This window comes from Planktothrix mougeotii LEGE 06226 (assembly GCF_015207485.1).
Lineage (GTDB): Bacteria > Cyanobacteriota > Cyanobacteriia > Cyanobacteriales > Microcoleaceae > Planktothrix.
This window is the reverse complement of the sequence record NZ_JADEWU010000020.1, coordinates 25,153-40,631: the sequence shown is the minus strand read 5'-3', so window position 1 is coordinate 40,631 and position 15,479 is coordinate 25,153. Positions and strand designations below refer to the sequence as shown.

Annotated in this window: 18 protein-coding genes; 4 read left to right on the top strand and 14 right to left on the bottom strand. The window is 39.8% G+C overall.

The annotated features are described in order from the left end of the window. Nucleotides 1-44: 44 nt before the first annotated feature. The 13 genes from IQ236_RS11115 to petC form a co-directional block, all read right to left on the bottom strand. Nucleotides 45-893 (bottom strand): MBL fold metallo-hydrolase, encoded by an 849-nt coding sequence (locus IQ236_RS11115; RefSeq protein WP_193869307.1) that lies wholly within the window; start codon nucleotides 891-893, stop codon nucleotides 45-47. A gap of 189 nt (nucleotides 894-1,082) precedes the next feature. Beyond that, the gene (locus IQ236_RS11110) at nucleotides 1,083-1,691 is read right to left on the bottom strand and encodes a ferritin-like domain-containing protein (RefSeq protein ID WP_228041561.1); all 609 of its coding nucleotides are present in this window, start codon (nucleotides 1,689-1,691) and stop codon (nucleotides 1,083-1,085) included. After that, nucleotides 1,688-1,978, bottom strand: a complete 291-nt coding sequence (locus tag IQ236_RS11105) for a DUF4405 domain-containing protein (RefSeq protein ID WP_193869306.1) — start codon at nucleotides 1,976-1,978, stop codon at nucleotides 1,688-1,690. The genes IQ236_RS11110 and IQ236_RS11105 overlap by 4 nt, the downstream gene beginning before the upstream one ends. A 58-nt stretch (nucleotides 1,979-2,036) precedes the next feature. After that, a complete protein-coding gene (locus IQ236_RS11100) occupies nucleotides 2,037-2,903 on the bottom strand; it encodes a CoB--CoM heterodisulfide reductase iron-sulfur subunit B family protein (protein ID WP_193869305.1) in 867 nt (288 codons plus the stop codon). Continuing rightward, the gene (locus IQ236_RS11095; RefSeq protein WP_193869304.1) at nucleotides 2,900-3,487 is read right to left on the bottom strand and encodes a 4Fe-4S dicluster domain-containing protein; all 588 of its coding nucleotides are present in this window, start codon (nucleotides 3,485-3,487) and stop codon (nucleotides 2,900-2,902) included. Before IQ236_RS11095 ends, IQ236_RS11100 begins: the two co-directional genes overlap by 4 nt. 14 nt (nucleotides 3,488-3,501) lie before the next feature. Then, on the bottom strand, nucleotides 3,502-4,572 hold the full coding sequence (locus IQ236_RS11090; protein WP_193869303.1) for an FAD-dependent oxidoreductase: 1,071 nt from the start codon (nucleotides 4,570-4,572) through the stop codon (nucleotides 3,502-3,504). Nucleotides 4,573-4,635: 63 nt separating this feature from the next. Then, nucleotides 4,636-5,682, bottom strand: a complete 1,047-nt coding sequence (locus IQ236_RS11085; protein ID WP_193869302.1) for a heterodisulfide reductase-related iron-sulfur binding cluster — start codon at nucleotides 5,680-5,682, stop codon at nucleotides 4,636-4,638. Between the two features lie 83 nt (nucleotides 5,683-5,765). Further along, nucleotides 5,766-6,608 (bottom strand): DUF2202 domain-containing protein, encoded by an 843-nt coding sequence (locus tag IQ236_RS11080; protein WP_193869301.1) that lies wholly within the window; start codon nucleotides 6,606-6,608, stop codon nucleotides 5,766-5,768. A gap of 15 nt (nucleotides 6,609-6,623) precedes the next feature. Further along, nucleotides 6,624-7,325, bottom strand: a complete 702-nt coding sequence (locus tag IQ236_RS11075) for a 4Fe-4S dicluster domain-containing protein (protein ID WP_193869300.1) — start codon at nucleotides 7,323-7,325, stop codon at nucleotides 6,624-6,626. A 425-nt stretch (nucleotides 7,326-7,750) separates the two neighbouring features. After that, nucleotides 7,751-9,067, bottom strand: a complete 1,317-nt coding sequence (locus tag IQ236_RS11070; protein WP_193869299.1) for an NAD(P)/FAD-dependent oxidoreductase — start codon at nucleotides 9,065-9,067, stop codon at nucleotides 7,751-7,753. Between the two features lie 74 nt (nucleotides 9,068-9,141). Next, nucleotides 9,142-9,654 carry a rhodanese-like domain-containing protein gene (locus tag IQ236_RS11065; protein WP_193869344.1) on the bottom strand — a complete coding sequence of 171 codons (513 nt, stop codon included), beginning with the start codon at nucleotides 9,652-9,654 and terminating at the stop codon, nucleotides 9,142-9,144. A 138-nt stretch (nucleotides 9,655-9,792) separates the two neighbouring features. Next, nucleotides 9,793-10,227 (bottom strand): beta-lactamase hydrolase domain-containing protein, encoded by a 435-nt coding sequence (locus tag IQ236_RS11060; RefSeq protein WP_193869298.1) that lies wholly within the window; start codon nucleotides 10,225-10,227, stop codon nucleotides 9,793-9,795. A 92-nt stretch (nucleotides 10,228-10,319) separates the two neighbouring features. After that, complete coding sequence (gene petC / locus IQ236_RS11055) at nucleotides 10,320-10,853, bottom strand: cytochrome b6-f complex iron-sulfur subunit (RefSeq protein ID WP_193869297.1); 534 nt, start codon at nucleotides 10,851-10,853, stop codon at nucleotides 10,320-10,322. A gap of 455 nt (nucleotides 10,854-11,308) precedes the next feature. On the opposite strand from petC, the gene IQ236_RS11050 reads away from it, so the two are divergent. The 4 genes from IQ236_RS11050 (at nucleotide 11,309) to IQ236_RS11035 (ending at nucleotide 14,940) form a co-directional block, all read left to right on the top strand. Then, a complete protein-coding gene (locus IQ236_RS11050; protein ID WP_193869296.1) occupies nucleotides 11,309-11,998 on the top strand; it encodes an MBL fold metallo-hydrolase in 690 nt (229 codons plus the stop codon). A gap of 63 nt (nucleotides 11,999-12,061) precedes the next feature. Further along, nucleotides 12,062-12,601, top strand: a complete 540-nt coding sequence (locus IQ236_RS11045) for a rhodanese-like domain-containing protein (RefSeq protein ID WP_193869295.1) — start codon at nucleotides 12,062-12,064, stop codon at nucleotides 12,599-12,601. Nucleotides 12,602-12,611: 10 nt separating this feature from the next. Continuing rightward, complete coding sequence (locus tag IQ236_RS11040) at nucleotides 12,612-14,345, top strand: SulP family inorganic anion transporter (protein ID WP_193869294.1); 1,734 nt, start codon at nucleotides 12,612-12,614, stop codon at nucleotides 14,343-14,345. Nucleotides 14,346-14,466: 121 nt separating this feature from the next. Continuing rightward, entirely contained in the window at nucleotides 14,467-14,940 is a 474-nt protein-coding gene (locus tag IQ236_RS11035; RefSeq protein ID WP_190522885.1) for a hypothetical protein, read from the top strand. A gap of 52 nt (nucleotides 14,941-14,992) precedes the next feature. Here IQ236_RS11035 and IQ236_RS11030 read toward each other — a convergent pair whose 3' ends face one another. Further along, nucleotides 14,993-15,439, bottom strand: coding sequence for a fluoride efflux transporter FluC (locus tag IQ236_RS11030; RefSeq protein WP_193869293.1), 447 nt, complete (start codon nucleotides 15,437-15,439; stop codon nucleotides 14,993-14,995). Nucleotides 15,440-15,479 lie beyond the last annotated feature (40 nt).

Sequence of the window (15,479 nt, the reverse complement as noted above, 5' to 3'; positions counted from 1 at the left end):
CTAAAAAGCATTCTTCTGTGAAACAAGAATCTCCCGTCACAGCGTCAGCTTGACTGGAGAGTATCAAAAATGCCAAATTCTAAGCGAGTACCAACTTGACAGCCTACGCAGCGTCCAACAAACTGATGCCACAAAAAAGCGATGGCTTTCATTCCCGTACAGTGGTTGGCACCGATGATTTGCACCTGATATTGGGTTAAGGTTTCTGCCGTTGCTTGCAGGCGTTCTCTACTGGCATTTAACAGGTGCATTCCCCCAATTACAGCATAAACTTTTTCTTTTCCAGTCAGTTTTGTAATATAGTTTAAGGTGTTAATAACTCCGGCATGAGCGCACCCTAAAATCACAACTAAACCTTCGGGTGCGTCAATAAATAATGCTTGATCATCTAAGATTAAATCAACTTGATTATGCTGGGAATCTTGCCAAAAATTACCCCCAGTATCTTCCCAAGAATTAACCCTAGGAATTGTACCAGTTACGAAGACTCCAGGGATAATTTCTGTGGGTTGATCCGTCCAAATTAATTGACGAAATTTCTGGGTTAGGAGTTCTTTATCCTGAATTGGAGAACCAATTTCTCCTCGATTACTAAATTTGGGTTGCAGTGCTGATGGATGTAGGAATAATTGGGTATAATTACATTCTTCTAATACTTTGATTAAACCCCCAGCATGATCGTAATGACCATGACTGAGGACAACAGCATCTAAATTTTGTAAGTTAATTCCCAACTGTTTAGCATTGTGTTGTAATACTAACCCCTGTCCGGTATCGAATAAAATTCTGGACTCACCAGCTTCTATTAAATAAGATAGTCCGTGTTCTCCCAATAACCCTCTACCGGAGGCGGTATTTTCCACTAAAACGGTGAGTACAAACGATGTTTTCATAGCATTAGTAAATGGGTTTATTCTGATCTGGTGCGCTCCTCTAATTGATGCCAGTGGATCTTTGGGTTTGACGTTTGGGGGTAAGATTAAACCTGATAATTTCTAGTTTAAACTAACAGATATCTTGGGAATTAATTAAAGACTAAAAGTCTGGTGGATTGGGATCTGTTTGGAAACATCAAGTAATCACTAAAAATTGCGATTACAACCTTGACCTTGACCTTGACCTCGACCTTGACCTCGACCTTGACCTCGACCTTGACCGCCACAAGGTTGAGTTTGACAACGCTCAAAGGCGGGTAAATGCCTTTCCTGAGAGACTTGACGCAGTTGGGTAAAAGCGGCTTTTAAATCGGGTTGGGTAACAAATGTTAAAAAATTATCATACATTTTAACATTAGCAATTTCCGCTTCTACTCCCATTTGGCAAGCTTCTTTTAAGGTATTAGGTGCGGAAATCTGACCTGGAAACGTATCATTAGGAACAGCCATTCCATACTGAGCAAATAGATTTCTCCAAAGATTGGCGTGGTTATTTTCGGCTTGCACAATATTGCTAAACGGACGAACAGCCCCAAATTTTTCGATCACGGCGTTATAAAAGGCTCTAGCGCGATATTCATCATTAATCGCGTCAATCATAGCTTGTTGAGTCTTAGCATCTAAAGCAGTTTGAGAAAGTGCTTTTGAAGGGAAAAAGCTGGGAAAAATCATGCTATTGCTAATCAGAATGATTCCTGCTATTAATCCCTGAAAAGCTGTGCTTAGATTGTTTTTGATTGGTTTATAGTTGTTCATTGATTTACTCCTATCAAATACCGAATCAGTCCTTTTAAAGAGCGCCAGTCAAGAATAACGTGAAGCATCGTTACAACTAACGCCAACAAACTGATAAAAAAATGGATATCACCCCATTCGTGGCGACTTAATCCTAACAAAAAGGCAATCCTACCTGCCCCTTGTCCATGAGGTGCAAACCATAAGATAAAACCTGTAAGTGCGACCAAACTCCAACTGATTAGGAGTGCTAAAGCCACAACCCCTCGCATATAAATTCTGGGGTTAATTCTGCGTTTACGTTTCATATAACCGTAGGGGCGGAGTTACCCCGCCCGCGCATCAGTAATCAGTCAACCCTCAAGTTCACAATCCCAATTTAGCTAAAACAGGTTTAGGGGAAACAATATGCTTATTCATGCCCAATTTTCCGGGTTTCATTCCTAAAGCAAGTCCGATAATTTCGGTGATATATAAAATTGGTAAATTGTAAGAAACATTGTATTTCTTCTCAATATCTGGCTGACGAAGTTCAAGGTTAGTATCACACAACGGACAAGCTAAAACAATACAATCAGCCCCTAGAGATTTTGCTTCATCTAAGAGTTTTTTAGTTAGGTCAAAAGCGACATCCTGTTGAGACACTAAAATCGGCCCCCCGCAACATTTTGTTTTTGAGCGAAAATCAACAACTTCCGCCCCACAAATTTCAGACAATCTATCCATTGATGTCGGAAAAACTGGCGAATCCCAACCTGTGATATCTGCGGGTCGAGTTAACAAACACCCATAATAACAGGCAACTTTTAAACCCGTTAATGGCCGTTTAATTCGGGAGGCAATATCGATATCATTAACTAACACATCGACAACATTTCTAATTCGGATATTATAGTCAGAAACATCAATCCCCATTTCCGACATAATCGCCATAATTCTATCTTTTTCGGTGGGTTCTTTTAATGCCTTAAGTGCTCTGGCTGACTTGTTGTAACACCCCGAACAAGACGCTAATAAATCGAGATTTTGTTTTTGAGCTAAAGCGACATTTCTTGCCGCCATTGCCATCCCTACATCGTGAGAAACTCCAGCAGCAACAGATCCCCCACAACAAGACCAATCTTTGAGTTCCTCTAGCTCAATTCCGAGTTCCTCCATCACAACTTGGGTTGAGATATCAAACTCTTTAGCAGTGGTATGGAGACTGCATCCAGGGTAGTAAGAATATTTCATTTTTGATCCGCCTTTTCTAATGCTTCACTAAAGGTTTTAGGGTCTTTGATTTTTGCAGGAAACGGTGACATTTTCCCTTTCAGGGTTAATTTAATGCCCAATTCTGCTTGATCAATCATGGCTTGTAAACCGCCATATTTCTGCATTAATTCTGGTTCAAACAGAATGCCTCGTTTCTGCACTAACTCAACAAAAATTTGATTAAAACGAGTTGAATTGTTCTCAATTCCTTCGCGAATGGCGATCGCTTTTACCGCTTCAATTACATCAGAAGGACGCACCCCACGGGGACATCGGGAGGTACAAATATAACAAGAACTACACATCCACAAAGCGTTACTTTTAAGTACCTTCTCCCACTCCCCTCGTTGTGTCATTAAAATGAGAGTTCGAGGGGACATATCCATCTGGTCAATATTGGTACAGCCCCCGCTACAAGTCCCACACTGCATACAAGCCGCGATCGCAGCCCCGTTTCCCCCTTCAGCAACCACTTTTTTAACAAAATTGGAGTTCATTTTATCGCCGTCGAGTTGGCGATCCGCTTTCAACCCAAAGACAAATTTTTTCGCTTTTGTTGCCATGATTTTTTCCTCTTTTATTTGAGAGATGTTGCCATTTCTGTGATTAATTGTCCATTCAAATTCGTTTCAGAATCTTGGGAAGAACGAGCAACAAAACTGGCAATTTCTGCGGCGGCGGAGCGACCATCGGTAATCGATTCCATAATGGCTTTTGGCCCCGTTGCGGCTCCCGCTAGAAAAATACCTTCACGGGTTGAGCAATTATTAGAATATTGTTGATGGGCGGTGGCATAAAAGCGATCGCATCCTAATTTTAAATCGGCTATTTCTGCTAACTCTGGGTTGCCTTCCATTCCCACCATTAACACTAACAAATCAACGCTTAATCGCATCGGTTTTGCCGTTAAGGTATCTTCTAAACGCAGTAATAAATTGCCATCTTTTTTCTCACTCGCTTCCGACAACCGACCCCGTAAAAATTGCACCCCATATTGTTCTTGAGAGGTGCGGTAAAGTTCCTCATAACCGCGACCAAAGACCCGAATATCCATATAAAGGCAGTAAACATCACAATCAGGATGTTGTTCTTTAATTTCAATAGCCTGCTTAATCGTATTTGTACAACAAACGCGAGAGCAGTAATTATTATTCACCTTTTCATCACGAGATCCAACACAATGAATCATCGCTATTTTTTGGGGAATTTGTCCTGACCGAGTTTTAATATTTTGCGCCTTCAGCATCAAATCAAGTTCCACTGAAGTGATGCAATTATCATAAATTCCATAGCCGTATTCTTCCTTCAATCTGGCATCAAAATGCTTATATCCGGTTGAAACTAAAATTGCTGCGGCTTCAAGATTTTCTCCCGTTGATGTTGTGACTTGAAAGTTGGGGGCAGACCCTTGAATTTGAGTTATGGTTGTATCGGTTAAAATTCGAGTTTTCCCTAACTCAGCTTTCAGATTAGCCGTAATTTCTGAAGCGTCCGTAAAATCAGGAAACACTTTATACCACTTGTTTAAATGTCCGCCGATTTCGGCTTGTTTTTCAATTAAAACCACCTCATAACCAAAGTCTTGAAGTTTTCCAGCCGCCGCTAATCCCGCAGGGCCACCACCAATAATTACCACAGGTTTGTTCATGTTTCTTCCCTTTTTTTAGAAAATAAAATTCAATAGGCATGATAACTGATAACTGATAACTGATTAAAACGGTCTTCTCCGTTCTTCAAAGGTTTTAGATTGGTCGTAAGGAATGCCAATTTTATTTAATAAGGGTTCAATGGGAACAACTTTGGCATTTAATCCACAATCTTTAAATGGATCGTATCCTAACATCAAACCTGTGAGTTGAGCATAGTCGAGAATACTAACATTAAATTCTTCTTCCAAGACTTCTTTAATGGTTCCTTGTTCGGCATCTAAAAACACCGTACACCCCGGACAATTGGTTAAAATTAAATTACAATCGGGATGGGTTTCTTTGAGACTTTTCATTTTTTTATAAACGCTACTAGCGGTATAGTCTCGATTTTCAGGAAATGCACATTGACGAAAACCCATGCCGCAGCAATGTCTTCTTTCTGGATAGTCAACAATTTCCGCGCCGAATGCTTCTAATAACCCGACTAAAACTTGAGGAAATTCTGATCCCCCCATGCACTCACCCGGAAAGATTTTGCCATAATGACAGCCAATATGATCAACTGCTTTAATTCCTTTTAAACTATATTTAGCTTTTTCTGCTAATTTATGGCGATTGGCAAAAAACACATCAGACGCATGAACTACAGACGGTCTACCCCCAGAAACATGAGGAACCCAAAATTCACGTCCTGTGGTTTCTTTTAACATTTTTTCTGTATATTCTCGTAACTCTGGTTCTTCTTCCCAAAGTTGAATCATTTCAGTGTAGTTCGCAAAAGAAGTTACACAAAATGAGAAGAGATTATCGACTCCTAATTCATCATGGGCAACGGAAAAATTACGAGCCGCAACCACCATTTGGGTTTCCAGATTAGTCACATCTCCGTGATAGCCAATTGCCCCACAAGAAGTATGTCCAGCAGCTTCGCGTAAATCAATTCCTAAGTCATTTTTTAAGATTTTATAGGCAATTCCTTCTGTATAGGGGGCAGCACTTTGCAGAAAACAACTGCGGAAACATCCCCATACATTCCCACCGGGTTCATCAACGGTTGGAACGTGCTTTTGATGTTTTTCCCAAGCTAAATTTTGTCTAGCTACTTTCATTGTGTTTTTTCCTTTTTTATTGATGTCAATTTTTAATCTTTGATGGATGCTAATTTAGGAATTAACCGGGCAAATTACCGCTCTCATATTCTGGCTATTGTCTGCATTATAGTAAGAGCAGCCATCGGGTTTTGAGTCAGAGAAAAGCCCATCGGCAAGTCGTTTGTAGATACGTTACTGATCCCTCCTATATTAGATGAAGCAAAGGGCTGGTTTTGGGCAGTAAAACTATTATCAATATTCAGATAACTCTGCTCAACTGCTGATAACCCAGTGCTGTTAATTTGACTTGACGAACCCAAGACAAAATTTGCTGCATAAGCTGAGTTACCCCCACCATTGCTAACGAAGCTTTGATTGCTTCCACCTCCAGTTAGAGGGTCATCTATTATTGTTTCCTGAATCTGATTCGTTAAATTATTAGAGGTATTAGAGGAGTTCGTATTAACAGTTTCGCCAGTCAAGTTTGAAGTAAATGCACTCAGATGATTATTTGATCCCTTCAAAAGTTGTTCATATACCTTTTGAATATCAGCGTTATCTGTTTGGGCAATTCGCTCTTGTAAATCTGCAATATCAGTCTCCTCAATCAACACTCCTACCTGTAAGGCTGCCGTTAGGGATTGACTGCCTTGGGCAATCAGATTATTGTACAATTGTTGTAAATCTGGATTGACAAAAACACCGATCAGATTATCACCTACTGGATCTTCAATTTGATAGTTATTGAGCAGGGTTTCTATCTGATTCTCATGACTGTCTTCGCTATTGGCGATGTTGTTAAAAATAGACAATCCCCACTGTTCATACAGGGTGACGTAGACATCATGCGCCAGTTTTTCTTCTTCGCGCATATAGAGGAGTCCTTCCGTTTCAGAGGCATCCAGACTGTTATTGACGCTACTAAAATTATTAACTGTCTGCATAATTTTTCTCCTGATTTATTCTCCCATCTCGTAGTTTCTGCTATCAGCCGTTTCTACCCAATTTTCCCAATATTTTTCAACTTCTTCTTTGCTACCGAGTTTCTTTTCCATGCCTTTTTCAACAGCATCCATTAACTCAAGTGCCCCAGTTGCTTGATAAATTGCCCGCAATTCATCCATGTCTTTTTCGGGTATCATGCGGTGGGAACCTGCACTATTTTCTAAGTTCATGGGAACATCCCACCACTCTCGCATTTCTGCCATGTGTTCGTAATAGTATTCCCAGTTTTCTCCGAGTTCAGGAAAGTGGGCCGGGGTGATATTTTCTGCCACTAAGGTATAACCTCGTGTGAGCATATTTTCCCCAAAGACTCGTTTAGCAAATAATTGTTGTCTGCCTTTTTCGGACTCTGCAAAATAACCATAACGAACTGAAAGCCGACGCAAAGCCAGAATGACTTGGGCGGTGCTGTTACCTCTGGGACATCGAGGTTTACAGGAGAAACATTGTCCGCAAAACCAGATTTTATCAGATTTAAGTAACTCTATAAGGGAGTCTTCTTCTTCCAGATGGCAAATGTTCATCACTTCTCTCGGAGAGTAGTCATAAACCTCGGCGGCTGGACAAACCGCAGTACAGATGCCACAGTTCAGGCAGGCATTCATCCCGTGTTGGTATTGAATGTCTTGTTTAAGTTCGTTAACTAGCTTGCCCATCAGCCAAACCCTCCGATGCGATTTTTTTAACTAGCTGATCAAATATTTATATTCTTATATAGTTATATAAAATACACAAAATGTCAATCAGTAAATATACTTAATTCAGAAGTAGGAAAAGGTAGGAGTCGATTGATCTATGAGCAATGGCATAGCAAAAAGTTAGATCAATCTGCTCCTACCGCCTGATTTTAGGAATAGAACACTTCTTAAGACGAATCAGATTAATCTGTAACAACTGGTTTTGGTTTTTAAACCTAATTTATTTTATTATAATATTCTCAGTTTGTCAATTCAAAAAATCTAAAATTTTGATGGCATATTTAGCAAAAAATCACCCTAAAAAAAACTGATTTTTAGGGTGATTTTTCTATATTTTGAGATCATCAAGGGTGCATAATCTTAAGCTTACGCACCCTAAGAGGTTATTTTTTCCACTGCATAAATTTAATGTACTCTCCCTCAAATCGATCTCCCGTGAGCATTCGATTCCAATAAATCCAGGGTAAAGCGGTAACTTTCATTGTCCACATAATTGCCCGTTCTTTAACCGGATTGAGGGGGAAACTGGATAGAACTGTGGTATTATAACCATTAAATTCTGCCATAATAGTCCGATCATACCCGGTAATTAAGGGACAACAAGTATAACCATCATATTGACTGATTAACGGTTTTGAAACCATCAAAGCGAGTAAATTTTTAGCAACAACGGGTGCTTGTTTGCGAATAGCGGCGGCGGTTTTAGAAGTGGGTAAAGAGGAAGCATCACCTAAACTAAAAACATTCGGATATCGCTTATGTTGCAAGGTATAAGCATCGACATCAACCCAACCATAGGAATTATTGGGAATAGCTAAAGGACTATGTTTAATAAAGTCCGGTGCACTTTGGGGCGGAGCAACGTGAATCATATCATAGGGATAACTGACTTGATCAATTACATTGCCATTGTTATCCAAAATATCGAAAAGGGCTGTTTTCGTTTCAGCAATAATCGCTTTTAAATTATGCCGGAACTGAACATTAATCTCTCGTTCTTTAACAACATTTTCTAACAGATGAGAATATTCAGGAACAGAAAACATCCGATTTCCGGGGGAAAAAAACATCACGTTGGTTCGTTGACGAACTCCCCATTTTAGACGGAAAGTGTCATCGGCCATGTACATGACTTTTTGAGGTGCACCCCCACATTTAATCGGAGTATTCGGAAAGGTAAATAAAGCATTCCCACCTTTAAAATTACGAATCAATTCCCAAGTATAGGGTGCATACCGAGGAGAATAATTCGTGGTGACACCCTCTTTTCCTAACGCTTCTTTGAGTCCTGAAATCAGATGCCAATCAATTTGAATACCCGGACAAACAATTAAATAATCATATCGAATCTGGAAACCCGCTTGAGTTAAAACTTGATTGTTATCTGGGTCTAAGTGAATGACTTTATCTTTGATCCAAGTGGCATCTTGAGGAATAACATCTCGTTGATTTCTAACAGTATCTTGAATCTGGAAGACACCCCCTCCCGTCAATGTCCAACCCGGTTGATAATAGTGTTTATCGGAAGGATCAATAATAGCAATATCGAGGGAATGATTCTGATTAAAAAGTAGAGATGCGGTTGTAATTCCGGCGGCACCTGCTCCGATAATCACGATTTGATAATTTAAGGTTTTAGTAACCGTTGGAAGTGTCACTTTATCAGAAATTTCGGCGGGTTTGATTGTGGATGTAACCATGTTGAGTGTTGTTGTGTGAGAAGAGTTGTTGTTAGTGAAAATCAATCCATAAATGCTGTTAATTGCATCAGGAATCACCGGACTGTTTCTAAAACTTGTCCGGCTGCTTTCCAACCTTGAATACTAGGAGGAAATCCTCGAACATTCTGATAGCCTAAAAGTTCTAATGCCATCACGCCCATTGCTGTCCGATAACCTGTTGTACAATACAAAACCACAGGACGATCTTTAGGAATTTGATCGATATTTTGAGTTAAGGATCTTAAGGGAATGTTGATGGCAGTTGGAATATGACCGAAAGCATATTCAGAAGGTTCTCGAACATCAATTAAAACCAGATCACCTTGTTGTATCAGATTTTGAAGATCCTGAATCTTCATGATTGCATAATATCGGGGAGGAATTTCTTCCAAAAAATGAGTGATCACTGGGTTCAAATTTTCCGGTGCATTAACCGGCTCTCCTAAATCAAAAGAACTGGCTAAGGCAGGTACAGGCTTAAACAGTAAGATAGGAGAAAGGAGCAACCCAATTAGCAAAAATAATAATAATAATTTTTGCCTGATTTTACCGAGATTTCCAAACATAAACATATCCATTCTGTAACAGCTAAATCTCAAAGCCTGGAAATAAAAATTAAAATAGAAATTAGGCTCTATTTAACCTTTAATACCTAGCTTTTTAGAGGCAAAATTATGAACCATTGCCTCTATCGTTCTCTGGGTTTATTGAGATGTATGGCTAGTAAAATATTCTTCAGTAAACGCTTTAATTGAACAGTTAGGCTTGTGTTCAAGACCTAATTCTTGATGACGTTTTAAATAGTCTTCTTCTGTCCAATTATATTCACTGGCTAAGGTCAAGAGGGTTAACACTCCCGCACGCAAACCCGATGCACAACGAACATAAATAGGTTGAGATGCGGTATTTAAAGCTTGGTTAAAGGTTTGCAGTACGTCTGCGTTGAGGTTAGGAGGAGAAACAGGAATACTAATATAATTAAATCCCAGTTTTTCCACCTCTTCAGCTTGCATTTTTTTGCCTTCTTGGGGTGTACATAAATCAATGATGGTACTGTACCCTTGTTCAGCAATCTCTTGCAGTTCTTCGGGGGAAGATAAATTCCCAATGGCTAAGGATGATGTAACAGTTTGAAACATGATGTGATCCGATGGTTATTATTGTTAGAATGGCACTAGAAACTGGGTTGATAACCCAATTTTTTTTACCAATCCGATTTCTATTGCTGTTGTTAAACCCACCAAGGTTTAGCTTGGGTTCGGGGATCTAATTCTGTCCAGGGAGAAATCCAAATTTGGTTATTTTTAACCGCAACATGAACTAATTTCAACGGTAAAGGTGCTGGCCCTCGTAAAACTGAACCATCGGCACTATAACGGGAACCATGGCAAGGACATTGAAATTGTTGATCAACAGAATTCCAAGGAAAAGTACACCCTAAATGGGTACAATTATTGACAATTCCCATCGGATTTAAACCGCTATTTTCTTCAACAATCAAATAGGTTGGATCTCCCGCTAAACCCGCAACTAAAGCACGAGTTCCAGGGGCTTCGGCTAAAATTTGGCTAGCAGGAATGGGATTTCCTAAGATATCTTTTGCCAAAATTGCCCCATCTTCTCCGCTTTCTACCGGAGGAAGAATATATTCAACTACAGGATAAAGAACGGCTCCCGCAGTGGTCGCAACAACTGCACCTGTCAAAAAATTCAGGAGTTGACGACGGGACAAAGAAGGAGTTTCCAGAGGTAGGCTATTTTCCATTAAAGTTCAGTTAGGAGAAAAACCGACTTCTCGTTTAAATCTGAAGAAGCCGGGGATTAAAAAAGGGAAAGCAAGACGCGGTTAGAAGGAATCAAAACCGACAGTTCAGACGTGGATCACTTCAATGCCAAAGTTGGCACTGTTGATCGCCTCGGCGTTTATAAGTGCTGAAACCTGCAAGGAATAAAAGTTAGGACTTACACACAGTACCCAAGAAATCAGGTTTCTGGCTATTTTTCAGGATGGAAACTTGATTTTCGCTCCAGAAACCCGGCTTCTGCATCAGCCCATTGGGTAAGTCCTAGAGTTAGAGGATAAATATGCAGGTATATTAATATTGCCATTTAGTTATATGATTGTCAAGATAATTATAAATTTTTTTATAAATCCATCTTTCTATAAAACTATATGGTAGGATAGTGGTGTTGCTATTTCCCCCCAAGGAGTGAAAAACCATGCTCTTTCGCCAACTGTTCGACCCAGAAACCAGTACCTATACTTATCTAATTGCGGACGAAACAACTCAAGAGGCGGTTTTAGTTGATCCTGTGTTAGAGCAAGTAGAACGAGATATCACCCTATTAGAACAATTAGGATTGACCTTGCGTTATTGTTTAGAAACCCATGTTCATGCGGATCATATTACCGGAACTGGAAAACTCAGAGAACGCACCGGATGTTTAGGAATTGTTCCCGAAAACGCCATTGTTAATTGTGCTGATCGCTTGATTAAAGATGGGGAGATTTTAGAAATTGGGGCTGTTAAAATTCAAGCGATCGCAACCTTGGGACATACCGATAGTCACATGGCGTATTTAGTCAATGGGGAGCGATTATTAACTGGAGATTCCTTATTAATTCGAGGCTGTGGACGTACCGATTTTCAAAGTGGAAATGCGGGATTACTCTACGATCATATCACTCAAAAATTATTTACTCTGCCCGATCAAACAGCCGTTTATCCCGGTCATGATTATCAAGGAAGAACGGTTTCAACCATTGGAGAAGAAAAACAATTTAATCCTCGGTTTGTGGGCAAAGATCGAAACAGCTTTATTGAGATGATGAATAACTTAAATCTACCCAACCCGAAAAAAATTGCTGAAGCAGTTCCGGCGAATCAACTCTGTGGAAATCAAGCCTAAAGCAAGATAGTCTGCAAACCTGATTAAATGAATGATTCCCGATGTAATTACCTGACATAAAATATGGCTAACTTTATTACTGACCAATTACAATCAATTGATGCTGAAACCTTAAAACAATGGCTTGATCAGGATGAAATTACCCTGATTGATGTTCGAGAACCATCTGAACACGCAGGAGAACATATTTTTGGGTCAATTTCCATACCTTTATCAACCTTTGACCCCTTAAATTTACCTGTGAATGGCTCAAAACCCTTTGTTTTTTATTGCCAAACCAGCAACCGCAGTAGCCAAGCGGCTCAAAAATTGTTTGCTTTTGGGTTTAAACAGGTCATGCACCTACAAGGGGGATTAAACAGTTGGAAACAAGCCGGATATCCTACGATTGTCAATAAAAATGCCCCCATTAGCATGATGAGACAGGTACAAATTGTTGCAGGTTCCTTAGTCTTAATTGGCACCTTATTAGGCACATTTGTTTCTCCCAATTTTCTATTTTTAAGTGGATTTGTGGGTGCTGGATTACTGTTTGCCGGAATTACCAATACTTGCATGATGGCACAATTATTAGCAAAATTACCTTATAATCAGCGTGTTTAAATTGGCATCAATGCAACAATATTTTCCGATTTTAAACTGGGGATTAAATTACAAACGAACAGATTTAACCGGAGATTTAACCGCCGGAATTATTGTCGCTAGTTTATTAATTCCCCAGGGAATGGCTTATGCAATGCTGGCAGGTTTACCCCCAGAAGTTGGGCTCTATGCCAGCATTTTTCCTCAAATTGTTTATGCCTGTTTAGGAACCGCTTCCATGCTGTCGGTGGCTCCGGTGGCGGTCGATTCTTTAATGGTCGCAACGGCGGTTAGTGCGATCGCCAAAGAAAACACACCGGAATATTGGGGATATGCCTTAACCTTAGCGTTATTAGTCGGAATTATTGAACTTTTAATCGGAATTTTCCGGTTAGGATTTGTCGCTAATTTCCTCAGCCAAGCGGTAATTTCTGGCTTTATTAGTGCCGCCGCTATTCTGATTGGATTTAGCCAAGTTAAACATCTATTGGGAATTAAAATTCCTCAAACTGAATCGTTTTTAAGTACCGTTACTGCTATTTTTCAGGAAAGTCCTCATCTCAACGGAATTACGTTGACATTAGGAATAATTAGTTTAGTCTTATTACTCTATTTTAATCGAGGTTTAGGACAATATCTCAAATCCAAAGGAGTTCAGGAATCAATTATTATTCCCCTCACCAAAAGTGGGCCGTTAATGGTGGTGATCGGGAGTTCAATTTTAGTCTGGTTATTCCATTTAGATCAAATTTTTGGGGTGAAAGTGGTGGGAGAAATTCCTAAAGGGTTTCCGCCTTTGACTCTCCCTAATTTAGATCTAAACCATCTGCAATTATTAGGAACCTCCGCCTTAGCCATTAGTTTTGTTGGCTTTATGGAAGCGTTTTCAGTAGGGCAATTTTTAGCCAGTAAACAACGCAAAAAAGTTGAAGCCAATCAAGAATTAATTGCCTTGGGAGCCTCAAATATTACCGCCTCATTCACGGGAGGCTATCCTATCACCGGAGGTTTAAGTCGTTCTGTTGTCAACTTTTCCGCCGGAGCAAATACCGGGTTAGCATCAGTGATTACAGCCGTATTCCTGATGTTAACGGTTTTGTTTTTAACGCCTTTATTCTATTATTTACCTCAAACCAGTTTAGCCGCCATTATTTTAGTTGCGGTTGGCAATCTCCTGGACTTTCCGACGCTAAAACGGTTATGGCAATATAATAAACTGGATGCAATTACCTGGTGCGGTACGTTTGTTGCGGTTCTGTTTACCCGTGCAGAACAAGGAATTATGATTGGGGTTTTGATTTCTCTGCTATTACATTTAGTCCGAACCAGTAAACCCCATATTGCCATTGTTGGAAGGGTGGGAAATACAGAACATTTTCGCAATATTCTCCGTCATCCGGTGGTAACTTGCCCCCATATTTTAGCGGTGCGCGTGGATGAAAGTTTATATTTTGTGAATACCAAATATTTAGAAAACTATTTATTAAAGCTGGTAACAGAACAAAAGGAAGTTGAGTATTTGCTCTTGGTTTGTAGCGGAATTAACTTAATTGATGGCAGTGCTTTAGAAACCCTTCAAAGTTTGATTGATGATTTAAGGGGAATGGGAATTGAGTTTTATTTATCTGAAGTCAAAGGCCCGGTTTTTGATCAATTAGAAAAAGTTGGGTTTGTGGATAAATTAGGACGCGATCGCATTTTCTTAAGCACAGACCAAGCCATGAAAGAATTATCTCAACGAGTTTCAAATTCAGCCCAATCATAATATTTTAAGGGGTATAAAGGGTTGGAAAACCCAACCCCTACAATAAAATAGGGTAACCTCTCCGGTTCTTTGTTACCTAAAGATGAGATAATTTAATCGTCTTGTCTGAATCAGGATTTTTATGCACGATTCTAGTGTAAAATCACCGACCCGTAATTTTTCCCTCCTGGCTCCTGTACCTGAAATTCATTTGATTTCTGCTCAGGAGGTCTGTGAACAGGAGGGAAAAGTAGCCTTTGGAAGCCGTGAATTTGAAGTGTTTCGCAAAATTGACCTAGATCGTAATGAACGCCCTGTGAAGGTGTTAATTTATGCCTCTGAACAAGAAAATCGCTCCTTTATTCCTAAAGTCACCTGGCAAGGATTATATATTGGTCATAGTGATTCGAGGCGCGGTCGCCATCCCCAAGGCATGAAATATCGTCCAGCAACGGCAGCAAATGATGCCTTAGATGCCGCGATTTTTTGGGAAGTCACCGATCTCAGACCCTTAGAAATTCCGGTCAATATTTCTAACTTCAAAGGATTAGGAAAAAAAGAACCTTTTGCCTCCCGATTTGTGCCGGAAAAACCTTTAATCATTCAATACTTTTAAGAGATTAATGAATCAAAAACGATCAACTCCTTGATTAACTCGGATTATAACCTTACTTAGTCTTGTTAACCCGACGACTAATCCCCTCCCCTTTAAGTTTTGGAAGACCTGCCCTTGCCCATAAAACACCGATTTGGACACAAATTAGACCGACTACGGCACTCCCGAAAAAATAAAGAAACATCGTCTGGGTATCTCCTTGGGCTAAGAAACCATTGGCTTCTAAACCGTAGGTAGAAAAGGTCGTATAGGAACCGCAGAAACCGTTTGTCGTCATTAGTCGCAGTTCAGGTGTGATCTGTCGAATATTCTCAATCGCTAGAGTCAAAATATAAGCAATTAATAAACAACCGGTCGCATTAATCAAAAATGTACCGTAAAAGCCAAAATTTTTTCCAAAAATTGCTTGGGTGGCTTCAGTTAAATAAAAACGACTTAATGCACCAAAAATAGCCCCAATTGCCATAGACAGAGCATAACGTCCTTTCAAAAACTCCATGTTTTTCCCTAAAATTAGTTGTGTTCAGTTTATACGAGAT